We start from the raw sequence: 22560 nt of genomic DNA, 5'->3' as shown, positions 1-22560 counted from the left end.
ACAAAATTATATGAGTACACTCGTAGCCCCATCCGTATTGGCTTCGGATTTTGGTAATTTAAAGTCTGAAATTGAGATGTTAAATGATTCCCATGCGGATTATATTCATGTGGATATTATGGATGGGGTTTTTGTGCCCAATATATCTTTTGGTTTCCCTGTTTTGGAAGCGATTAATAGATATGCCAAGAAACCTTTAGATGTACATTTGATGATTGTGAATCCTGATCAGTACCTGAAAGCATTTGCAGAGGCTGGTGCAGAAACGATCAGTGTACACCTTGAAGCGTGTAATCATTTGCACCGGAATATACAAGCCATAAAGGAATTGGGCTGTAAGGCTGGGGTGGCCATAAATCCACATACATCTGTGGAATTGTTAAGGGATATTATCAGAGATATTGATCAGGTCATCATTATGTCAGTAAATCCAGGTTTTGGAGGGCAAAAGTTTATAGAGCACACCTATTCAAAAATCCGTGATTTGAAAGCAATCATTACCGCTACTGGTTCACAGGCCAAAATAGAAATAGATGGCGGAGTCAATATGGACAATGCTGCCAAAATCATAGATTCAGGTGCGGATATTCTAGTAGCAGGAAGTTTTGTATTTAATTCTGATGATCCGAAAAATACCATTAAATCATTGAAGCAAATCCAATAAGACCAGCATTTTAAGTGGGTATTTGTTTCTTTGTCTTATAATTATAGGTTAAATAAAATGAAGTTTTTTGCTGAAAATTCTTGCTTAATAAGCATTAAACCCTTTTATTAGAATTTAGTTAAGTTTACAATATTTATTAAAAAGATTGAAAAAGATGAAGCGTTTATTTGGATTGGCATTTTTGATGATGTGTATGGTTAGCATCACGGCAAAGGCTCAGGAGGCAGCAGCAGAAGAGGTGAGCACTGAGGAGATTGAAAAGTTTGCAGCGATGAAAGATTCTGTAAATCATTTTATGGAAGTGAAGCAAGGTGAACTGGAGAGCATGATCAAAGAAAATGAGGTATTTGATGTGGCCAGGTATAATGAAATCAAAGAAGCATGGGGTGATGATGCCAAATTAGCTGAAATTGAAATTACAGAAGAGGAAAAAGCGGAATACAGCAAAATCGTAGAAACCAAAAATTCTCTTTCAGATGTAATCAAAGAGAGAATGATTTCTCTAATAAAGAATGATGAAATTTTAGGTGCTGCGACATATAATAAAGTGAACAGTGCCATGAAAACTGACCCTGAAGTAAAGGCAAAAGTAAATGCCATTATTGCGGAGAAAGCAAGTGCTAGAAGTTCAGAAGAGGAAGAAGAAGGTGGAGATGCTGAATAAGTATTCTTGATAAATCATAAAAATGGCCTTCCATTTATTTGGAGGGCTTTTTTTGTGCGATCTAAAAAAAATGAATTGGAGCTTATTACATATTTGAATTAACTTCTTCATTAAATTCATTAAATTGTTTATTCACCAACAGGCAATATTAAAATCAACTACTGCTATGAAAAAGGCTGTTAGGATTACATCATTTGACAATTGCTGTTTTTCATCAATGAAGACATGGTTCTTTGGTGTCGTATTTTTTGCACTTATTATGGGATTCAGTGTTCCAGTAGAGGCCCAGGATGAGGATATATTTGGCATTGATACCAAGGCCAGAAGCAAGACCAGGAGAAGTGAAAGTGGATTGGGAAATGCTACCAGAAGTATTATTAGTAAAATCAGTTTGGAACTTTCGGGAGGATATGGGCAGCACTTTAATACTATGGATTTTATGAGCAGTGATCCAGCGGCTTATCCTATCAGTCCTACCTTTGAAGATGCTTCATCAACAGATATTAGTTCAGGGGAAATCGTTTCCTTTGATTCCAAAAGTTCAGTGATTCCTGTAAACGCTGGTGTCAGAATAGACCTGTTTGGAATTTTAAGTGTTGGTGGTGGATACGGAAGGGAATTTGGAAACATGGCCATGCTAGCAAATGATCAATATCACTTTAATTTTAACAATGATAAATATGTGTTTGACAAACTTTACGGGACAGTAGGCTTGGTACTATATGATGCACAAAGGCGACGTGCATACCTCAATTGGCGTTACAAAAAGTACAGTAGTATAAATACCTATAAGCAGGCGGAGCAAAAGATCAGGATGAGACAGGATTATCCGTGGCGATTTACCTTGGAAGGGGAATTTGGCAATATTACTGTCCAAGAAAGCTATGATGCGGTCTTGACGGCTACAGAGCCTTATTATGGGATTGGGCTGAGGATTGAGCGGGAACTATCCGAGTACACCAAGGTGTATATCAAGCCAAATGCTGAATTCAGAAAGTTCAATTATCAAGTTCCTACATTGGAGGAAAGTCAAATTATTGAACAAAATCTTTATACCGTAAATATATGTCTTTCGCTAAGGTTACCTGGAACAAAAAGATGTAAAATTGGTGGATGTGGGGTGAAAATGAAACATTTACATGATGGCATAGAATACAGAGGAAGTTCCATCTGGAATATGCAAAACCGAAAGATCGGTCAGTGGTACTAAAAACAGCCTAAATAAACCATTTGAAAGGAAAAATAGTGTTTTAAAACCTTATTCTTTTTATTATCTTGCAACCTTATATTGAGAACTACAAAATATGGCTCAAGGAGAAAACGAGAACATTATACCGATTAATATTGAGGAGGAAATGCGTGGAGCCTACATCGATTATTCGATGTCGGTTATTGTTTCCAGAGCACTCCCAGATGTAAGAGATGGGATGAAACCCGTTCACCGCAGAATCCTATTTGGAATGCAGGAATTGGGCGTCCTTCACAATAAACCTTATAAAAAATCAGCAAGGATCGTTGGGGAAGTATTAGGTAAGTATCACCCTCATGGTGATAGTGCTGTATATGAAACCATGGTTAGGATGGCCCAAGAATGGTCATTGCGATATCCATTGGTTGATCCTCAAGGAAACTTTGGTTCCATTGATGGTGATAATCCGGCGGCGATGCGTTATACCGAAGCCAGGCTGAAGAGAATTGCTGAAGAATTGTTGATCGATATCAATAAGGAAACAGTAGATTTCCAGTTGAATTTCGATGATTCTTTAAAGGAACCAGTAGTATTGCCTGCAAAGATACCCGCTTTATTACTTAATGGAGCTTCAGGGATTGCTGTAGGTATGGCTACCAATATGGCCCCTCACAATTTGGGAGAGGTGATAGACGGTATTGTCGCATACATAGACAATAATGAGATCACCATTGAAGAATTAATGAAGCATATTATTGCTCCTGATTTCCCGACTGGCGGTATCATTTATGGTTATAATGGTGTAAAAAATGCCTTTGAGACAGGTAGGGGCAGAGTGGTCATGCGTGGTAAAGCCACTATAGAAACCAAGGACAGTGGTAAGGAAATGATCATTATCAATGAGATTCCTTATTTGGTCAATAAGGCCAATATGATCGAGAAGACTGCCCAGTTAATTCAGGAGAAAAAGCTGGAAGGAATTTCTGCTATACGTGATGAGTCTGATCGACATGGGATGCGTATTGTTTATGAGTTGAAAAAGGATGCCATTGCCAATGTGGTGCTTAATAACCTATATAAGCAAACTCAGCTTCAGACGTCTTTCAGCATCAATAATGTGGCCTTGGTCAAAGGTAGACCACATACCTTGAACTTAAAAGACCTCATAGTTCATTATGTCAACCACAGGCATGAGGTGGTGACCAGAAGAACAGAATATGAGTTAAGGGAGGCAGAAAAGCGTGCACATATTCTTCAGGGATATTTGATTGCCTTGGATAACCTTGATGAAGTGATCAGTTTGATCAGAAACTCCAGGGATCCAGAAACAGCCAGAAATGGTTTGATGGAGAAATTTGATTTGACCGAGATTCAAGCGAGGGCCATTTTGGACATGAGACTTCAGCGTCTTACCGGAATGGAGAGGGAGAAAATCGAGAAGGAATACGAGGAGTTGATGTTATTGATTGAGGACCTTAAGGATATCTTGGCCCATAAGGAGCGAAGAATGGAAATCATCAAAACGGAACTTGCTGAAATACGGGAAAAATATGCAGATGAGCGCCGAACCATCATCGAGCACAATGCGGAAGACTTCAGTTATGAAGATATGATTCCTAATGAGGAGGTGATCATTACTGTATCTCATCAGGGATATGTGAAAAGGACTGCCTTAAAGGAATATAGAACACAAGGTCGAGGAGGAGTAGGTTCTAGAGGGGTAAGTACCAAGGACGACGATTACACAGAGTATATATTCTCTGCATCTACCCATAATTATTTATTGATCTTTACTGATTTGGGTAAACTTTTCTGGCTAAAAACCTACGCGATTCCGGAGGGAAGCAAAGCTGCTAAGGGAAGACCTATTCAGAACCTGATCAATATTGAATCAGAGGATAAGATCAGGTCGATCATTCAGGTAGCAGACTTGAATGATGAGGATTATATCCAGAACAATTTTTTGGTGATGACCACCAAACAGGGAATTATCAAGAAAACTACTTTGGAACAATATTCCAGACCTAGATCCAATGGTATTATAGCATTGAATATCAGGGAGGATGATCAATTACTGAATGTTGAACTTACCCATGGTGATTCCCATATCATTATCGCGGCCAAGTCAGGTAGGGCCATACACTTTAATGAGTCAGCAGTAAGGCCAATGGGCAGGACTGCAACGGGGGTAAAAGCCATCACTTTATCTGATGATAAAGACTATGTAGTTGGCATGGTTTGTGTTTCTAGGGAAGATGCTACCTTATTGGTGGTTTCTGAGAAAGGATATGGCAAGCGTAGCCCCGTGGAGGAATACAGAATTACCAACAGAGGAGGTAAAGGTGTAAAAGCCATGAATATCACTGAGAAAACGGGTAGTTTAGTTGCCATAAAAGAAGTGGTGGATACTGATGATTTGATGATCATAAATAAATCAGGCATAATTATCAGGACACCAGTAGCAGGCTTAAGGGTAATGGGTCGGGCCACACAAGGTGTTCGATTGATTAAACTCAATGACAACGATGAGATTTCATCCATTGAAAAAATAGAAAATGTAGAAATTGAAGAAGAGGAGCTAGAAGATGCAGTAAACGATTCATCTGCATCCACTGAAAATCCAGAATCTACTAATGGAGATGAAGCTTCCTCGGATGACAATTCAAGTGAGACCTAAAAACCAATACAGGAATAAATAAATCAAAATGAAAAAATTAATTTTATCATTGACCTTGGTCGGTTTGGCTTCAACGGTAGCCTTTGGCCAAAAAAAGGTAGTAAAATCTGCGGAAAAGAACCTTAGAAAAGGTGAGTTGGCCACTGCACTTTCTGAAATTGAAGCAGCGACTCAAGATGCTGAGACCGGTTCGGATCCTGAAACATATTTTATTAAGGGACAGATTTTGACCACACAGTATGTGGCAGACTCTTCCAATACACAAGTGACTGTAGATAAAGGTAGAAATGCCTTCGATGCTTTTACCAAAGCATTTGAAATGGATGGAAAAGATTCTACTAGCAAATTGGGAAAAGAGATTTTCAAAGAAGTAGTTCCTGGTTTACCTGATAACCTACAAGGTGAAGGATTATATAAATTAAAGAATTCTTCTGTAGACAAGGCGATTGCCAAATACGATGAAGAAGATATGGACTTAGCGTCTAAATTCTTTGGTTTGGCTGCAGATATCGACCCTGCAGATACTTCTATTGTTTTCAATGCGGGTTATACTGCCAATGCCAGCGAAAATTTTGAAGCGGCTAAAAAATACTTGACCATGTTATTGGATGATCCAGATTATAATAAGTTGAATGCTTATTATTTCTTGATTCAAATAGCAAATACTGAAGATGATGACCAGGAAGAGGCTTATCGATTGGTGAAAGAGGCTAGAAAAGAGTATCCAATGGATGAAGGCTTGTCTGAATTTGAAATCCAATTATTATTACAATTGGAAAAAATGGATGAAGCAATGGCATCAATTGAAGAGTCATTGGAAAAAGATCCTAATAATGCCCCGATCCGTTTGAGATATGGTTATTTGAAAGAGCAATCTGGGGATTTAGAAGGTGCTCTTGAAGAATATTTGAAGGCAGTAGAGACAGATCCGGATTTCTTTGAGGGTAATTATTATGCGGCTGCGGTTTATGTGGACAAAGCTAGAGATATTATCAACGAGGTGAATAATCTTCCAGATGATGAATGGGAAGCTAAATCAGATGATATGTTAGCTGAAGCTGATGAACTTTACAAAAAAGCATTGCCTTTGTTTGAAAAAGCTTCCAGCCTCAAGCCAGATAATACTGAAATTTTGAGAATCTTGTTCCAAATTCATACACGTTTGAAAAACGAAGCAAAAGCTGCTGAGTATGATAAAAAGTTACAGGAACTTGAAGGTCCAAATTGGATGGAGGGCTAATCAGTCCTCAATAAAATATTGAAAAGGTCGCTGAATTTCTCAGCGACCTTTTTTTATGCCATACAAAGATTTATTGCTTACTTAACAGTATAGTTCTGCGCTTACTATTATATTGCATCCATAATACGATTAATATGCCACTTTACCGATATTTCTTTATTCTATTATTTTTAGGATCTATTTTTCAGTTACAAGCACAGGAAAAAGAGCAATATGTAATATTAGTCTCACTTGATGGTTATCGCTATGATTATACTGATAGGTTTCAGCCTGAAAATTTGTCAAAATTCATTAAGCTTGGTGTTAGTGCCCAATCCCTTATACCTCCATTTCCCTCCAAAACCTTTCCTAGTCATTATTCCATAGCAACAGGTATGGTTCCAGGAAAACATGGATTGGTGAATAATTTCTTTTTTGATCCAATTCAAAGGTTGGAATATAGAAATAGCAATCCTAAAAGCGCCCAAGATGGATCATGGTATGGCGGCAAGCCACTATGGGTTCTAGCAGAGGAAAATGGCATGAAGGCTGCTAGTTATTTTTTCATAGGAACTGAAGCGGAAATTATGGGCTATCGTCCGAGCTATTTTTACAATTATGATGGGGGAGTGCCCAATATGGAGAGGATTGCGAAGGTTTTAGATTGGCTTGCATTACCAGATCCTCAGCGACCTAGATTTATATCTTTATATTTTTCAGATTTGGACGATATCGGGCATAGATATGGTCCAGAAAATGATGAAAAAATCGAAGAAGCAGTTCGTCGTTTGGATGCTGAACTTGGTGTACTTTTCAATGCCGTAAGGCAAACCGGCTTGAAAGTCAATATTTTGATCGTATCTGACCATGGAATGGTCAATATAAAAAAAGACAATTTATTGGATGTTGAAAGTGTATTGGAGGGGCTTCCCTTGGAATATTATAATAATGGCTCTGTACTTCATATTTATTTGGACAAAGAAAAGGATAAGACTAAAATAAGGAGAGGGGTCAGGAAAAATCTTCAGCATGTAAAGGTGGTAAACCCACGGTCAAAAAAGTATTATGGTGATGCCGGAGACAATAATTCCAAATTAGGAGATCTAATGCTAATTCCTGATTTGGGGTATTATCTGATAGATAAATCAGGTTTTGTAAAGTATAACCAAAGGTCACGAATGTTTGATACCGATACATTTGGAGAACATGGTTTTCACCCTAAATTCAAAGAGATGCATGGTGTCTTTTATGCAAATGGTCCAGCAATCAAAAATGGTATAGAAATTAATTCCTTCAAGAACATTCATATTTATCCATTAATTTGTGAGATTCTAAATTTGCCTATTCCGGATTATATTGATGGTGATGTGTCTGTTTTACAGGGTATTTTGGAATAAATTTTTGAGTTCTTACTTTTTGATCATAAAAGAAAATTTCCAAAATATTTTGGAAATTGGCTAATGACCATACCTTTGTAAACACGTAATAAAAACTTTAGGGGTGTTCCGATAAACAATCGGGGCTGAGACATACCCTCTGAACCTGATCCCGGTAATGCGGGCGAAGGGAAAAGTGAAGCGTCCTTCCGACAGATTATCTTCATTCCTGAAGTTATTTTCTTAATTATTAAAATTTATTCTTATGAATTTTATCCTTAATGGTGAACCTATGGTTCATGCAAGTGGGGATATTACTTTATCAGGATTGTTGGCCAATCAAGATATTAGTTCACTCCGTGGTCTTGCTGTAGCCGTAAACCAAGAGGTAATTCCCAAATCCAGATGGGATGATTTTAAGCTCAAAGAAAACGATGACATTTTAATCATTAAAGCCACGCAAGGTGGATAATCTATATTAACTATGAAGGATATCAATCAACAGGAAATGGACAATATTATTACGACTGATCCATTTCCAAATTCTAAAAAGGTTTATGTTTCAGGTGAAATTCACCCTATAAAAGTGGCCATGCGGGAAATCGGCCTGCATGATACCGTCTCTCATTTGGATAGGCACCAAACAGTGGAGCAAAATGCCCCAGTAACGGTATATGACACGAGTGGTCCCTTTACTGATCCCAATATTCAAATTGATGTTAAAAAAGGATTACCCAGATTAAGAGAGGAGTGGATTACATCTACCGGTGATGTGGAGCAGTTGGAAAAGTTAACCTCTGAATATGGTCAGCGTAGGTTGGATAATCCGGCATTGGACAAACTCCGTTTTGAGCTGGTAAGACCTCCATTGAAAGCCAAGCAGGGTAAGAATGTAAGTCAGATGCATTATGCTAAGAAGGGGATAATCACTCCTGAAATGGAATATATTGCTATCAGGGAAAACCAGCGAATTGCAGAACAAAAGGAATTGACTAAGCAACATCCAGGGCAAAATTTCGGCGCAAATACCCCCAAAAACATTATTAGCCCGGAGTTTGTCAGGGATGAGGTAGCACAGGGAAGGGCAGTGATTCCAGCCAATATTAATCACCCAGAGGCAGAACCAATGATCATTGGCCGTAACTTTTTGGTGAAAATCAATGCAAATATTGGCAACTCAGCCATTGGCTCCAGTATTGAGGAAGAGGTGGAAAAGGCTGTTTGGGCTTGTAGATGGGGAGCAGATACCATCATGGACCTTTCAACAGGGAAAAATATTCATGAAACCAGAGAGTGGATTTTGAGAAATAGTCCTGTTCCTATCGGTACGGTGCCTATTTACCAAGCCTTGGAGAAGGTGAATGGAAAAGCAGAGGACCTTACATGGGAGCTTTTCAGGGATACCTTGATAGAACAGGCAGAACAAGGGGTGGATTATTTCACGATTCATGCAGGTGTGCTGCTTAGATATGTGCCCTTGACGGCCAAAAGAGTCACTGGTATTGTCTCTAGAGGAGGCTCCATTATGGCCAAATGGTGTTTAGCCCATCATAAAGAGAATTTCTTGTATACTCATTTTGAGGAAATCTGTGAGATCATGAAGGCTTATAATGTGACTTTCTCTTTAGGTGATGGATTGCGACCTGGATCTATTGCTGATGCCAATGACGAAGCGCAGTTTGCTGAATTGGAAACCTTAGGTGAGCTGACTAAGATAGCTTGGAAACATGATGTACAAACCATCATCGAAGGACCAGGTCACATTCCCATGCATATGATCAAGGAAAATATGGACAAGCAATTGGTGAAATGTGGAGAGGCGCCTTTTTACACCTTAGGTCCATTGACAACAGATATCGCACCTGGTTATGACCATATTACATCAGGAATAGGCGCTGCAATGATCGGCTGGTATGGATGTGCCATGCTCTGCTATGTTACTCCTAAAGAGCATTTGGGCTTACCAGACAAAAAGGATGTTAAGGATGGTGTGATCACTTATAAAATTGCAGCCCATGCCGCTGATTTGGCCAAAGGCCATCCAGGAGCCCAGCATAGGGATGATGCACTAAGTAAATCCAGATTTGAGTTTAGATGGGAAGATCAATTTAACCTATCCTTAGATCCTGATACAGCCAGGGCTTTTCATGATGAAACCTTACCTGCTGATGGTGCAAAAGTGGCTCATTTTTGCAGTATGTGCGGACCAAATTTCTGTTCCATGAAGATAACCCAAGATGTTCGTGATTATGCGGACCAAAAAGGACTCAATGGGGTAGATGCTATTGAAAAAGGTATGAAGGAAAAAGCGGAAGAATTTACTGACAAGGGCGGAGAAATCTACCTCAACCAGTAATGGACTTGTTGCTGATAACAGATCCAAATTACCTTGAAAAAGAGGAAGAAAGCCTGATCCAATTGTTAGATCAGGGGCTTTCCAGACTGCATATCCGAAAGCCTAGATGGGGAGTTACTGAAATTAGAACATTGGTCAATGCCATTCCTGTTGAATACTATTCAAAAATCAGTTTGCATGGTGATTTGAAACTGGCGACTGATTTGGGATTGGGGGGCTGTCATTTTAAGAGCAACCAGAAAATTTTAGCCTCTTCATTAAGAAAGTCAAAATCCTTCCATCATTTAAATGAACTATTGGAAGTAGATAATAGTGTACTGGATTATGGCTTTATAAGTCCCATTTTTGATAGTATCTCTAAGCAAGGGTATCAAGCTGCTTTTGAGTATAATGCTTTAAAAAATTGGATGATGGAGCACAAGCAGGGGCTTGGTTTTTCTGTATATGCTCTGGGGGGAGTTGGTCGAAGCAAGATTTCTGTTGTAAAGGAGATGGGCTTTGACGGCGCAGTAATTATGGGAGACATTTGGAAAACAGGAGATTTAGCTGCTAGAGTTTCAGTATTTAAGGAAATAAAACAAGAATTAATTGATGCAAAATAAGCATATCAGCACGCTACATTATATCACGCCAAACTTGGCACACCAAGATGATTATTTACTAGATATCGCAGGAGTCTGTAAAAGTGGAGCAACTTGGGTTCAACTGAGGATGAAGGAGTTTCCAAAGGAAACCATTCTTCAAATAGCTTCAAAAGCCAAGAATATTTGTGACCAATATGGATGTCAATTGATTATCAATGATCATCCTGAGATAGCACATAAGGTGCGTGCAGCGGGGGTTCATGTTGGAAAAGAAGATAAAAAAGTAGCTTATATCAGGGAGCGATATGGAAGTAAGTTGATCATAGGCGCGACAGCCAATAGGCTAGAGGATATTATAGAAGTGTCAGAAACAGCTGATTATATTGGTTTAGGTCCTTTTCGCTTTACTGAAACTAAGAAAAAGTTGAGTCCTATCTTAGGAAAAGAAGGATATGTTTCGATCATGGAATCCCTTAGGATCAAAGGGATCACCATTCCTGTTTTGGGAATAGGAGGTATTGAAGAAGCGGATATTGATGATTTAAGTGCCACAGGAATTTATGGGGTGGCACTTTCGGGCTTGATTCATAAGTCCGAAAACCAAAAATTGATTATTGAACACATTACAAAAACATTTGATTATGCTAACTATAGCCAATAAGACATTTTCATCGAGACTATTTACAGGTACAGGGAAGTTTCCCAGCTATGAGCTGATGCAAGAATCTTTGGAGATCTCCGAATCGGAACTAGTTACTGTAGCATTGAGAAGGGTGGATGTGAAGAGCGAAAACGATGATATGCTGGCACATTTATCCCATTCCCGGATTAATCTTTTGCCCAATACTTCTGGTGTAAGAACAGCTAAAGAAGCAGTTTTTGCTGCTCAGTTGGCAGCGGAAGCATTGGAAACCAATTGGGTGAAACTGGAAATACACCCAGACCCCAAATATTTACTCCCTGATCCTATTGAGACTTTGAAGGCAACAGAGGAGTTGGTAAAAGCGGGTTTTGTAGTGCTTCCCTATATACATGCTGATCCAGTGTTATGCAAAAGATTAGAAGAGGTTGGAGCAGCTGCGGTGATGCCCTTGGGTTCTCCAATTGGAAGTAATAATGGATTGAAGACGCTTGATTTCCTTAAGATTATTATCGAGCAAAGCAATGTGCCTGTGGTGGTAGATGCTGGTTTGGGGGTACCTTCCCATGCTGCCCAAGCGATGGAAATCGGTGCTGATGCTGTATTGGTTAATACCGCCATTGCTGTTGCGCAAGATCCCGTAAAAATGGCTGATGCCTTCAGAATGGCTGTGGAAGCAGGTCGAACAGCCTACGAATGCGGTCCTGGTGCAGTTAGTACTCAAGCAGATTCGAGTAGTCCGTTAACCGAATTTCTTTCTTTATGATGGAATTTAATGATATTCTCACCAAATACTCACCTGATGAAATCCAAGCTAGATTGGATAAGTTTACTAAGCAGGATATTGAAAGGGTATTGGCAAAAAAAGAAAAAAGTCTTGACGACTTTTTAGTGATGATTTCTCCAATTGCAGCACCCTATCTGGAAACCATGGCCAGACAAAGCAGGGAACTGACTTTGCAGCGATTTGGAAATAATATGCAGCTTTTTGCTCCACTTTACCTTTCGAATGAATGTCAAAATATTTGTACCTATTGTGGCTTTAGCTTGGACAATAAGGTCCGTAGGAAAACCCTTAGTGATAAGGAAATCCTTATGGAGGTGGAAGTTTTAAAGTCTATGGGCTTTGACCATGTCCTTTTGGTAACTGGGGAAGCCAGCAAGACTGTAGGAGTGGATTATTTGGAACATGCCATACAGTTGGTTAAACCTTATTTTGCCAATGTAAGTATTGAAGTTCAGCCTCTTGACCAAGATGAATATGAGCGGCTTATACAGAGTGGGCTACACAGTGTTTTGGTCTATCAAGAAACTTATTACCGGGAAACTTATAAGGAACATCACCCGAAGGGAAAGAAATCAAATTTTGATTATCGATTAGAAACTCCTGACCGTTTGGGAAGAGCAGGTATTCATAAGATTGGTATAGGTTCCTTAATAGGTCTTGAAGATTGGAGGATAGATAGCTTTTATACGGCCATGCACCTCCAATATTTGGAAAAGAAGTATTGGAAAACCAAATATGCGATTTCTTTTCCAAGGTTAAGACCATTTTCAGGTGGACAAGAGCCTAAAGTGGCCATGAGTGATAGAGAATTGGTGCAATTGATCTGTGCGTATAGATTGTTGGATCCTGATGTAGAATTATCTCTGTCTACCAGAGAAACTGAACATTTCCGTAACCATGTCATCAAGTTGGGGATTACCTCCATGAGTGCAGGTTCCAAAACCAATCCAGGTGGTTATGCTGTGGAAAAGCAGTCTTTGGAACAATTTGAAATTTCCGATGAAAGGAGTCCAAAAGAAATTGCAGAATTATTGAAAAATAATGGTTACCAAGCAGTTTGGAAGGACTGGGATCAAATTTTACAATATGCAGAATAGTTCAGAAAGATATAGTCGTCACTATTCCTTACCGGGTTTTGGGAAGGAAAAACAAGAGAGGCTATTAGCCAGTAAGGTTTTGGTGATCGGTGCTGGAGGCTTGGGATGTCCGGTTTTACAATACCTTGTGGCCGCTGGTGTAGGAACTATTGGGATAGCGGATGGGGATAAGGTGGAACTATCCAACTTACAAAGGCAAGTGCTGTTTGGAGATAATGATATAGGAGCATTCAAATCTTTAAGTGCTAAAGCTAAGTTAAGTGCCCAAAATCCAGACATTAGCATTTTCACCCATGAAGCGTTCTTAAATGTCGATAATGCATTGGAAATTATGTCTGGCTATGATGTGGTAGTGGATGGAACAGATAATTTTGAATCGCGCTATTTGATCAATGATGCTGCGGTGATTTTAGGGATTCCAGTTGTATTTGGTTCGATATTAGAATTTGAAGGTCAGGTAAGTGTATTTAATTATGGAGAGGATGGGCCTACCTATAGGTGTTTATTTCCAGAGCCTCCTGATCCATTGGATGCGCCAAACTGTAGTGAGATAGGGGTTATCGGTGTCTTGCCTGGTTTGATTGGCACTTTACAAGCCAATGAAGTGATTAAAATCCTAACCGGAATAGGGGAACCATTATCGGGAAAATTACTTATCACCAATGCTTTGACCAATAGTCAATATGTGCTGAGGTATACTTTAATTAAAGAGAATAAGCAAATTGACCAATTGGAAAGTAAGGATTATGCTTGTGAAATAGAAGCTGGTTTGGTCGAAATAGAAGCCGCTGATTTTATAAAATCAGAATCATATTGGTCGACAAGAATAGTAGATGTAAGATCAGAAACTGAATTTTCTAACTTTAATAGAGGTGGAATAAACATTCCATTACAAATGCTACCAGAGAAGATTGTTGAACTTAAGTCAAGAGAGCAAGTTTTGCTTCTTTGTCAGTCAGGTCAAAGAAGTGAAAAGGCGCTTAAATACTTGAAAGAACAGGGATTAGATAATGTCGTCCATTTAAAAGGAGGTATTAATGCTATCGGAGTAGTTGATTGAAGAATTGATTATTAATATCGGTATCCTTGCACATTTTGAAATTTTTAATATACACTTAGAAATCCACGTTCTGTGAACGTGGTCAGAGACCGTTTCACGGGTTTGCCTAAAAACCGACTCAAGGTTAACTTTCAAGATGTTGTCCCCACAACAAAAGAAAGTAACCAAATGAGTCGATTCAATAGATTATCTCATGCCATTTGGCATTGTAAGTACCATATAGTTTGGACGCCTAAATATAGGTATAAAGTGCTTAAGGGCACAATAAAGGAAGAGGTAGAAACCTGCATTCATCTGTTCAGCGAGCAAAAGCGTTGCAAGATAGAAGCATTAAATGTTTAGGAGGACCATGTTCACCTGATTATCGAGGTACCGCCAAAAGTATCCATATCAGAAATTGTAGGTGTGCTAAAAGGACGTACTGCAATAAGGGTTTTTGGTAGGTTCAAGGAGTTGAAGCAGCGCCCCTATTGGGGCAATCACTTTTGGGCCAAGGGCTACTGTGTAGATACGATAGGTCTTGATTCGGAAATGATCAGACGATATGTGGAATATCAGGAAAAGCAAGAAAAGAAGTTTGAAAAGTAAATAAAGTTTAACATAGGGGACAACACCTCCCTTGCCTCCTCAGGGGGCAAGGGCAGTTTTACCCCCTTACAGGGGTTATCACAAATCCCCTTCCTTTGGATGGGGATGTTTTAATTTTAGCATTGAAAATTGGAACTTTCAGGTTTTTAAATCCCTTTCATAAGGTGTAGTTTTAGTATAAGCCTTTATAAAAGGGACAATCTTTAAAAATCTTAATTAGCATGAAAACCTTAACTTTTGATAATGGGGACAAGATGCCCATTTTTGGTCTTGGTACATGGCAATCCAAGCCTGGAGAAGTATATGGAGCCATTATTGCTGCTATAAAACTAGGTTATAGGCATTTTGATTGTGCTTATATCTATAAAAATGAAAAGGAAATAGGTGAGGCTTTTGCCAAAGCTTTTAAGGATGGGCTGGTAAAAAGAGAGGAACTCTGGATTACTTCCAAACTTTGGAATGATTCCCACAGGCCTGAACATGTGAGGCCTGCTTTAGAGCAAACATTGAAAGACCTTCAGTTAGATTATTTGGATCTGTATTTGGTGCATTGGCCGCTAGCACTTAAGCATGGAGTAGATTTTCCAGAAAAGCAGGAGGATTTTGAAAGTTTGGACGATATCCCGCTTACTAGTACTTGGGAAGCGATGGAAGAATTAACGGCAACAGGCAAAGTGAAGCATATTGGTGTTTCTAATTTCAAGATAAAGAAACTCAAGGAAATTCTTGGTCCAGCTAAGATTAAGCCCGAAATGAACCAAGTGGAAATGCATCCATTTCTTCCACAAAACGAGTTGGTGGATTTCTGCAAAAGTGAAGGCATTCATTTAACAGCCTATGCACCTTTGGGGGCTGCCTATAGGACCAAGGGAGCAGGAGGTTTGGATTTACCAATTTTGCTAGAAAATGATACTGTTTCTTCTATTGCAAAAAGCCATAATGTCAGCGTCGCTCAGGTGGTCCTAGCTTGGGGAATGAGTAGGGATATCGCAGTTATCCCTAAATCTGTTAGTGCCAAAAGGATAGCTGAGAATTTGGATGCTACAAACTTAACTTTGAGTCAATCAGATATAAATAGCTTAAATAAGTTGGATGGACCGTTTAGGTTTACCGATGGAAAGTTATGGACACTGCATGACAGTCCTTATGAGTTTTCAGACTTTTGGGAAGAATATAGTTGAAATGTTTCTTATTAAAACATTATTGTTCTTTTGAATAATTCATTTCTCCATGGTTCTTATTTTTAACCATGAAGGGGTATTGTGCGGAAGAGTTTTCTAGAATTGACAAATCAAGCATTATGAATGAGGCTGTTCCTAATATTAGCGGCAGCCTCATTCATTTTTCCTCTCATATTATTGTAGTGACTACAATCCAATTTTGTCCTCAATTTTCTTTACATAATCTTTAAAGAAGGGAATGGAGACAGAAACGATAAATTGCCATCTGGACCATGTAATTATCCCCGAATTATCAGTGGCTATTGGTGCATTGTTTACATCTTGTATCGGTAAGTTGACCGGTTGTTCAAAATGACTTTTTCCACCAGTACGAGTGGCTCCCAGAGTAAAGTCAGCCCCCTTAATTGTGATGAGGGAACCGACTGCAATGTGCCAGTAATTGGCATTGAATTCCATGTTGGAAGCAATGGGCATTTGGCTGACAAAACTATACACTTCCTTAGGGCTTGCATTAAAGTCAGTACTTATTGATCCATAAAGGCTAATGTTTTCATTGAGGTACCATTCTCCGCCAATTCCCATATTTAAGATACTTTTGTATCCGTCTGCTAATGAAAAACTAATAGTGGAATCAGGTTGGCTTTGCATGATATGAGGCTCAGCTTTCAAGACATCAAAGTTCTTTACTCGATGGAAATATTCTGCGCTGAAGTGGATGATATTTTTTTTGCTAAGCTGATATCCGGCGCCAAATCCTATGGAAAAGGGCGTTTTTAATTGAATTTCCAAATCATCTTGAAAGCTATTGGCATAAATATCATTTATTTCACTTTCAGGAGGGAAGGAGAAGTAATTATAAAAATTATATTTGCCCTTTCCGGTCAATTTGAGCCTTGGAGTAGTCAAAGTCAATCCTAAACTCCAATCATCCAGATTATATGCTAATCCAAATTTAGCTATCAAACCATAGCTTTGGAGCTGATAATTGCGATTATATTCATAAATACTGACATTATTATTGCTATCCAATGCCCTAATATTGTAAATATTCCCTTTTTCGCTGTTCAATTTGGATACAAAGATGGAGGCACCCACACTAAAATTTTCCTTAACAGCATAGGCCCAGCTCCCACCAAACCAATGGTCTCTGGAATTATTTGTCAATTCTACTTCGCCCTCCACCGACTCATCTCAAGGTACGGAAGGTATGATGTCCCTTTCGTAGTCGTTATGGTAGGATATTCCTAAATCACTATTGCTCCTTAAAAGAATGGCATAGGCAAAGGAGTGTTTGGATAAATTTTTGACCTTTATGCTGCCTGCAGCTAGGCTGGGGGCACCTCCAAAATTAGATTTGTTTAGATCTGTGCGACTTCCAACAGCGTCTTCGATTTTATAATTATTAAGTTCGTAGACATCAGCACTGATGACAAAAGCTGGGTTTTTTATCAAGCCTAATCTGGCAGGATTATAATATACAGCTCCCAAATCCTCCACACTTCCAATCACAGCACCATTTAGAAGCATAGATTCACTACCATAATTTCTTGTCCAAAAATGATGGTTTTGGCCATATGAATTGATATTCAGGCAACAGTGAATGAGCAATGCGATAAGGAATGGCCTCATTTTTAGAAAGATTGTTAAAAATAAAACATGAGTTCAATATTGCTATTTTGCTATTCTTCCTTTTCTAAGGAATTGAATGTTATTCAATTTAACTAAAACTGGGCTATTTTCAGGTGCTGTCTAATTCATTTTTGTGAAATATTTAAGCATTCATTTTTTTTGTAATAGTTTAATTTTCAGCTAGATATTGGTGGTGATTTTATGTTAATATCTTTAAAATAATTCATTGGGTTGGACTAAGGTCAAAAAGTCAATAGCCAGTAGAAGGCATAGTACGTATTAAGTGAGGGATAGTTGATAAGCGAAAATAAGGGTAAAGTCTGTGAGTATATTAGTTGAATATTGGTATGATCTTTCCCAGACCTATGTTTTTTAAAAAATTCTGGAAAAGACAGAAAATTGATTAATTTTGATCCCAAATTTGAAAAGAGTATGAAGAAAAAGTGGAAAGTAGCCTTTGGGACAATCATTATCGCTTCCTTAGTAGGGCTTTTTTGGGAAACAGCCCAACCTGTTGTAGAGAATTTTGGATCGGAAGATGATTTAGTATTTGCAGATATTGCCTGGTTATTGACAGCATCCTGTTTGGTATTGCTAATGACTCCAGGGCTCTCTTTATTTTATGGGGGAATGGTAGGAAAGAAAAACGTGATTTCCACTATGCTCCAAAGCTTCATTTCCCTTGGAGTAGTGACGATGGTTTGGACGGTAGTAGGATTTAGCCTTTCATTTGGTGATCCTATAGGAATAGAAATAGATGGACAGCTCTATGGATTGATCGGTAATCCATTTCAGTATATGTTTTTTGATCAAGTCGGTCAGTTACCCCATATTGGTATAGCGAGCAGTATTCCATTTGTACTTTTTGCTTTATTTCAAATGAAGTTTGCAGTGATTACACCAGCCATCATTACTGGTTCCTTTGCAGAAAGGGTAAGATTTATTGGTTACCTGTTTTTTATAGGGATTTTTGTGGTATTGGTTTATGCCCCGCTTTGTCATATGGTATGGCATCCTGATGGTTTGATTGGAGCATATTTTGGCGTATTGGATTTTGCCGGTGGAACAGTGGTACATATTAGTGCAGGTTTGGCGTCATTGGCAGGAGCTATATTTATTGGAAAAAGAAGAAATCAACATCATGCTCCATCTAATGTGACCTACGTAATGTTGGGAACTGGCATGTTATGGTTTGGTTGGTTTGGGTTTAATGCCGGTTCGTCCTTAGCCGCTGATGGAACTGCAGCTATTGCCTTTGCCACGACTACCATTAGCTCTGCTACTGCAATGATGACATGGGTGTTTTTTGATCGGATGCAAGGAAGGAAGATTTCAGCAATGGGCGCTTGTATAGGAGCGGTGGTTGGTTTGGTGGTGATTACCCCAGCTGCTGGTTTTATTACCATTCCACAAAGTATGTTTTTTGGTTTTATAGGAGCCATAGTCTCTAATTTAGCCGTCAATGCTAAATCGTTGAAAAAAATGGATGATACATTGGATGTTTTTGCCTGCCATGGTGTAGGGGGAATCATGGGTATGATTTTGACCGCCATTTTTGCTCAACCAGAAGGTTCAAGTTTATTGCACGGTGGTTGGGCAGTATTTGGCTCTCATATGGTGGTTCTTTTAGGCGTATCCATATTCTCTTTTGGAATGGCCTATATGATATTTTTCCTTTTGAATAAGTTTGTCACACTTAGGGTAAGAGATGAATATGAAGAAGTAGGACTAGATATTTCCCAGCACGGGGAGTCTGCCTGATAATATTAATTGCCAGATTGAGAGCATCTGTCTTCATAACATTTGTTGAGAGATCATCTTGATCTGGCAGTTTGTTTTTTACCAGTCCTCTTCTTCTTCACTTGGATTTGATTGGGGAGCATCTTTTTCTATAACTCCATAGATCAATTCTTTTAATGAGGAATCAAATTGGACTTCAGATTTCAACATAAAGTCATTGGTAGCTAAAAGCGCTTCATAGGTAGGGTTGGGGATATGCTTGGGGATTTTAAAAAGCCTATCATCATTTTTTTCAAAGGGCGTGGATATTTTACTGCCAAATAAATACGGGATCAGGGTTGTAGAACAGCTTAAGCCAATCTTATCTATCCTGAATTCATTGAAATAGTATTGGAGTCTTTCATTAATACCCTCAAAAAATTCTAAGGTTTCAGCCAGTCTCACCCTTGAGCCAGCCCTGGATTTTCCTTTGGTTTTAAGGTGTTTGATTTGGCTTTTGCCTTGCTTTTTTCTAACCATATAAGCCCTAAAAACCTTATGGTCCATATTTTCTCCATTTTCAAAATATCCAATAGCGGCTATACCTGAGCGGATCATTAGCAATACATAATTGGTTTGGTCTAATTGATTTCTATTATGATCCTTTGCAGAATGCCAATAAATAGGGAAGCGTATTTGCAATTTTTTTTCATCTCCCTCGCTTAAGGTTAATGTATTTCTTTGAGGTTGGTATTCCTGTTGAAAAGTGTAGGTGCTTAACTTTTCCATTAACTTTTCACATTCACCTGCCGTGATCAATCTTTCCTCCATATCCAGGAATTTGCTTCGATATTATCGCCCTTGTTAATTATCCAATTATCTTTGTCAAAGTACTGAAAAATTCAACAAAGATGGCGGCAAATATTGACCTTTTGATTCAAAAAATGTGTGATAAGCAAGAAGAGGAAGCATATGTCTATGCAGACCAATTGGCAGAAATTGGTGGGGAAGAAGTGCTTCAGAAACTTGTGAAAGTATTAAAAGGAGAGGATGTAGAAAGTGGCTACCTAGCAGCACGGGCTTTGTCCGCTATGGAAGATAACCATGAAGCTTTGGAACCATTATTGGAGGTCATTCATGATAAAAACAACAAAATGAAGAATGGAACCTTTGTGCAAGCTTTGGAAGGTTTTGACCTGAGTTCAAAGTTTGTTGATATCTTAAGGCTCTACCTTTTTGGAAACTTCAAGGCCTCGTTTATTGCAAAGGATTACCTTGATTATACGGAGTTCGATATTACTCCGCGGACCATCAAAAAAGCTGAAAAGCATTGGAATCACTTTCAGAACAATAGCAAACATGATGAGAGTTTTGATATAAAAAAAGAGGAGGTTGAAGCCATACTGAATGATTTGAAATCAATGTTTGAGGAATAAGTAGCAATTTCAGTCAATAAAGATAAAGGTATGGTCTTGGAATTATCGTTTTTGCTGAAAGAATGGTAAATTAGAGTAAACCACATATGAATTTACCATGAGATCTATCCTAAGCATTTTTTTAGTAGCCATAACTGTTTTACCAGTATTGGGGCAAAGCTCCTTTCCTTCCAAAGAACTTCAAATCAAGTCAGCACTATTGGCCGCACCTGAGGAAGGAAGGTTAGGGGCGACTGTTTATGGTTTTGATGAGGAAGGAGAGTTGGTCATTTTGCGTCACGGAACCAATGAACTTATTTGTATAGCTGATGATCCCGAAAAGGAAGGCTTTAATGCCTCCTGCTACCATAAGGATTTGGAGGCTTTTATGGAAAGAGGGCGAGAATTGAGAAAAGAAGGGAAGAATTTTAAGGAGATTTTTGATATCCGTGAGGAAGAAGTGAAAAGTGGGAAATTATATATGCCCACTAATGGCGCGACCTTATTTGTGCTTTCTGCCAATAAAGAAGATTATAATGCGATAACTGGAGAAGTGAAAAATGGTCATTTCCGCTATGTTGTTTATATACCTTTTGCAACCGTGGAAAGCACTGGTTTACCGCTTAAGCCTGAAGCACCTGGTATGCCTTGGATAATGGATCCAGGAACGCACAGGGCCCATATAATGATCACTCCTCCAATGGAATAAGAGTTCTGTGAAGACATAAAAAATCCCTCTAGATAATTTCTAAAGGGATTTTTTTTATGCTATAGTTCTGAATAATCGGTCGGATAGAGTAAGAATTTGTCAATGTGAGAAACATTGTTTTGGTATTCAGGATCTACCTTTAATTTATTCCAAGCAGGATCATCTGAAAATGCTTTCCATTTGGCTTCTTCAGCGGCCATATTATCAAATGAAGTCATGTACATCAGATTGGGCATGGATGAGCCTGCAATTACTTCTCCATAGAAAATAGCATTGAAACCAAGGTTATCAAAGATTTCCACTTCTCCGCTATTGAACATTTTTACCTTATTATGGAAAAGTTTTTCGGTCGGACTCTCATAGCTCCTCAATTCATATATTCTATTTTCTTTTGGTCCCTTCAGTTTGGGAACATCATATCCTGGCATATCACTGAATGCCTTCAGTAATATGGATTCTATTCTGTCGAAAGGAGGATTTTCATGTGAGGCGTACTGATAGTCTTTTCCGTTTTTCAGATCTTCTAAATGGAAGTTAGAGCTGATGTCCATATATTCATTTGCTGATGAATAAGGAGTAAATACATAAATTCTTTTACCATTTAACTCATCTGATGCTATCGGCTTAAATACCCCAATATGTTTTATGCCTTTGTCATGCATTGCAGGGATATAAGCCTTTTCTAAAAATTGATCAATGGATTTTTCCTGATCTGGACTACTGATATGATAAATTTTGATCTCAAAGATACTGCGGTCATGGCCTTTTTGGGCGAAAACAGAAAAAACGTTCAATAGCAGCAAAAATATGCAGCTTGGTGCAAACTTAAGTTTCATAGGTAGTGGTTTGTTAAGTGTTATTTCTACAATAGACCTTAAATATAAAGACATAATTGGAGAAATTAATTGGCTTAAACTGGCATAATAACCACTTATAAAAAATATAGTACAGATAAACGAGTTTATAAAGTTCAAAGAAGTGTTAGGATACTTTATCTAAGCATTTT

General features: G+C 38.5%; 21 protein-coding genes, 1 pseudogene and 1 riboswitch. Of the genes and pseudogenes, 18 read left to right on the top strand and 4 right to left on the bottom strand.

Going from position 1 to position 22560, the window contains the following annotated elements; genetic code table 11:
- Positions 1-10 precede the first annotated feature (10 nt).
- From rpe to KZP23_RS18385, 15 genes and pseudogenes are all read left to right on the top strand, one after another.
- Positions 11-664 carry a ribulose-phosphate 3-epimerase gene (rpe, locus tag KZP23_RS18455; protein WP_226333254.1) on the top strand — a complete coding sequence of 218 codons (654 nt, stop codon included), beginning with the start codon at positions 11-13 and terminating at the stop codon, positions 662-664.
- A 154-nt stretch (positions 665-818) separates the two neighbouring features.
- Positions 819-1328: a hypothetical protein gene (locus KZP23_RS18450; protein WP_226333253.1), complete on the top strand. Its 510-nt coding sequence runs from the start codon at positions 819-821 to the stop codon at positions 1326-1328.
- A gap of 166 nt (positions 1329-1494) precedes the next feature.
- Positions 1495-2538 (top strand): hypothetical protein, encoded by a 1044-nt coding sequence (locus KZP23_RS18445; RefSeq protein ID WP_226333252.1) that lies wholly within the window; start codon positions 1495-1497, stop codon positions 2536-2538.
- A gap of 94 nt (positions 2539-2632) precedes the next feature.
- Positions 2633-5194, top strand: coding sequence for a DNA gyrase subunit A (gyrA, locus tag KZP23_RS18440; RefSeq protein WP_226333251.1), 2562 nt, complete (start codon positions 2633-2635; stop codon positions 5192-5194).
- A gap of 28 nt (positions 5195-5222) precedes the next feature.
- Complete coding sequence (locus tag KZP23_RS18435; protein ID WP_226333250.1) at positions 5223-6434, top strand: tetratricopeptide repeat protein; 1212 nt, start codon at positions 5223-5225, stop codon at positions 6432-6434.
- Positions 6435-6568: 134 nt separating this feature from the next.
- A complete protein-coding gene (locus KZP23_RS18430; protein ID WP_226333249.1) occupies positions 6569-7810 on the top strand; it encodes an alkaline phosphatase family protein in 1242 nt (413 codons plus the stop codon).
- An 89-nt stretch (positions 7811-7899) separates the two neighbouring features.
- Positions 7900-7999: riboswitch (TPP riboswitch) on the top strand.
- A gap of 55 nt (positions 8000-8054) precedes the next feature.
- Positions 8055-8261 carry a sulfur carrier protein ThiS gene (thiS, locus tag KZP23_RS18425; protein ID WP_226333248.1) on the top strand — a complete coding sequence of 69 codons (207 nt, stop codon included), beginning with the start codon at positions 8055-8057 and terminating at the stop codon, positions 8259-8261.
- 12 nt (positions 8262-8273) lie between these two features.
- A complete protein-coding gene (gene thiC / locus KZP23_RS18420; protein ID WP_317198012.1) occupies positions 8274-10145 on the top strand; it encodes a phosphomethylpyrimidine synthase ThiC in 1872 nt (623 codons plus the stop codon).
- 5 nt (positions 10146-10150) lie between these two features.
- Positions 10151-10747: a thiamine phosphate synthase gene (locus KZP23_RS18415; protein ID WP_226333247.1), complete on the top strand. Its 597-nt coding sequence runs from the start codon at positions 10151-10153 to the stop codon at positions 10745-10747.
- Positions 10737-11390, top strand: coding sequence for a thiamine phosphate synthase (gene thiE / locus KZP23_RS18410; RefSeq protein ID WP_226333246.1), 654 nt, complete (start codon positions 10737-10739; stop codon positions 11388-11390). Before KZP23_RS18415 ends, thiE begins: the two co-directional genes overlap by 11 nt.
- A complete protein-coding gene (locus tag KZP23_RS18405) occupies positions 11371-12135 on the top strand; it encodes a thiazole synthase (protein ID WP_226333245.1) in 765 nt (254 codons plus the stop codon). Before thiE ends, KZP23_RS18405 begins: the two co-directional genes overlap by 20 nt.
- Positions 12132-13253: a 2-iminoacetate synthase ThiH gene (gene thiH / locus KZP23_RS18400; RefSeq protein WP_226333244.1), complete on the top strand. Its 1122-nt coding sequence runs from the start codon at positions 12132-12134 to the stop codon at positions 13251-13253. The genes KZP23_RS18405 and thiH overlap by 4 nt, the downstream gene beginning before the upstream one ends.
- Entirely contained in the window at positions 13243-14313 is a 1071-nt protein-coding gene (gene moeB, locus KZP23_RS18395; protein WP_226333243.1) for a HesA/MoeB/ThiF family protein, read from the top strand. The genes thiH and moeB overlap by 11 nt, the downstream gene beginning before the upstream one ends.
- A gap of 168 nt (positions 14314-14481) precedes the next feature.
- Positions 14482-14901 (top strand): annotated as a pseudogene (gene tnpA / locus KZP23_RS18390) (IS200/IS605 family transposase).
- Between the two features lie 221 nt (positions 14902-15122).
- Positions 15123-16082, top strand: coding sequence for an aldo/keto reductase (locus KZP23_RS18385; RefSeq protein ID WP_317198011.1), 960 nt, complete (start codon positions 15123-15125; stop codon positions 16080-16082).
- A 186-nt stretch (positions 16083-16268) separates the two neighbouring features.
- Here the strand turns inward: KZP23_RS18385 and KZP23_RS18380 are convergent, their stop codons facing one another.
- Together KZP23_RS18380 and KZP23_RS18375 are read right to left on the bottom strand one after the other, a co-directional pair.
- Positions 16269-17246 carry a hypothetical protein gene (locus KZP23_RS18380; protein WP_226333242.1) on the bottom strand — a complete coding sequence of 326 codons (978 nt, stop codon included), beginning with the start codon at positions 17244-17246 and terminating at the stop codon, positions 16269-16271.
- Between the two features lie 27 nt (positions 17247-17273).
- Positions 17274-17711: a hypothetical protein gene (locus tag KZP23_RS18375; RefSeq protein WP_226333241.1), complete on the bottom strand. Its 438-nt coding sequence runs from the start codon at positions 17709-17711 to the stop codon at positions 17274-17276.
- A 432-nt stretch (positions 17712-18143) separates the two neighbouring features.
- Here KZP23_RS18375 and KZP23_RS18370 point away from each other — a divergent pair, with 432 nt between their 5' ends.
- A complete protein-coding gene (locus KZP23_RS18370; protein ID WP_226333240.1) occupies positions 18144-19472 on the top strand; it encodes an ammonium transporter in 1329 nt (442 codons plus the stop codon).
- A gap of 78 nt (positions 19473-19550) precedes the next feature.
- Here KZP23_RS18370 and KZP23_RS18365 read toward each other — a convergent pair whose 3' ends face one another.
- The gene (locus KZP23_RS18365) at positions 19551-20261 is read right to left on the bottom strand and encodes a hypothetical protein (RefSeq protein WP_226333239.1); all 711 of its coding nucleotides are present in this window, start codon (positions 20259-20261) and stop codon (positions 19551-19553) included.
- A gap of 80 nt (positions 20262-20341) precedes the next feature.
- Between KZP23_RS18365 and KZP23_RS18360 the strand changes: the two genes are divergently transcribed.
- Positions 20342-20866, top strand: a complete 525-nt coding sequence (locus tag KZP23_RS18360) for a HEAT repeat domain-containing protein (RefSeq protein ID WP_226333238.1) — start codon at positions 20342-20344, stop codon at positions 20864-20866.
- A gap of 97 nt (positions 20867-20963) precedes the next feature.
- Positions 20964-21554, top strand: coding sequence for a hypothetical protein (locus KZP23_RS18355; protein ID WP_226333237.1), 591 nt, complete (start codon positions 20964-20966; stop codon positions 21552-21554).
- A gap of 59 nt (positions 21555-21613) precedes the next feature.
- Here the strand turns inward: KZP23_RS18355 and KZP23_RS18350 are convergent, their stop codons facing one another.
- Complete coding sequence (locus KZP23_RS18350) at positions 21614-22390, bottom strand: NIPSNAP family protein (protein ID WP_226333236.1); 777 nt, start codon at positions 22388-22390, stop codon at positions 21614-21616.
- Positions 22391-22560 lie beyond the last annotated feature (170 nt).

This window comes from Echinicola marina (genome assembly GCF_020463795.1).
GTDB classification, from domain to species: Bacteria; Bacteroidota; Bacteroidia; order Cytophagales; family Cyclobacteriaceae; genus Echinicola; species Echinicola marina.
Note: the sequence above shows the minus strand (reverse complement) of the source record. Positions and strands in the feature narration are given on the sequence as shown.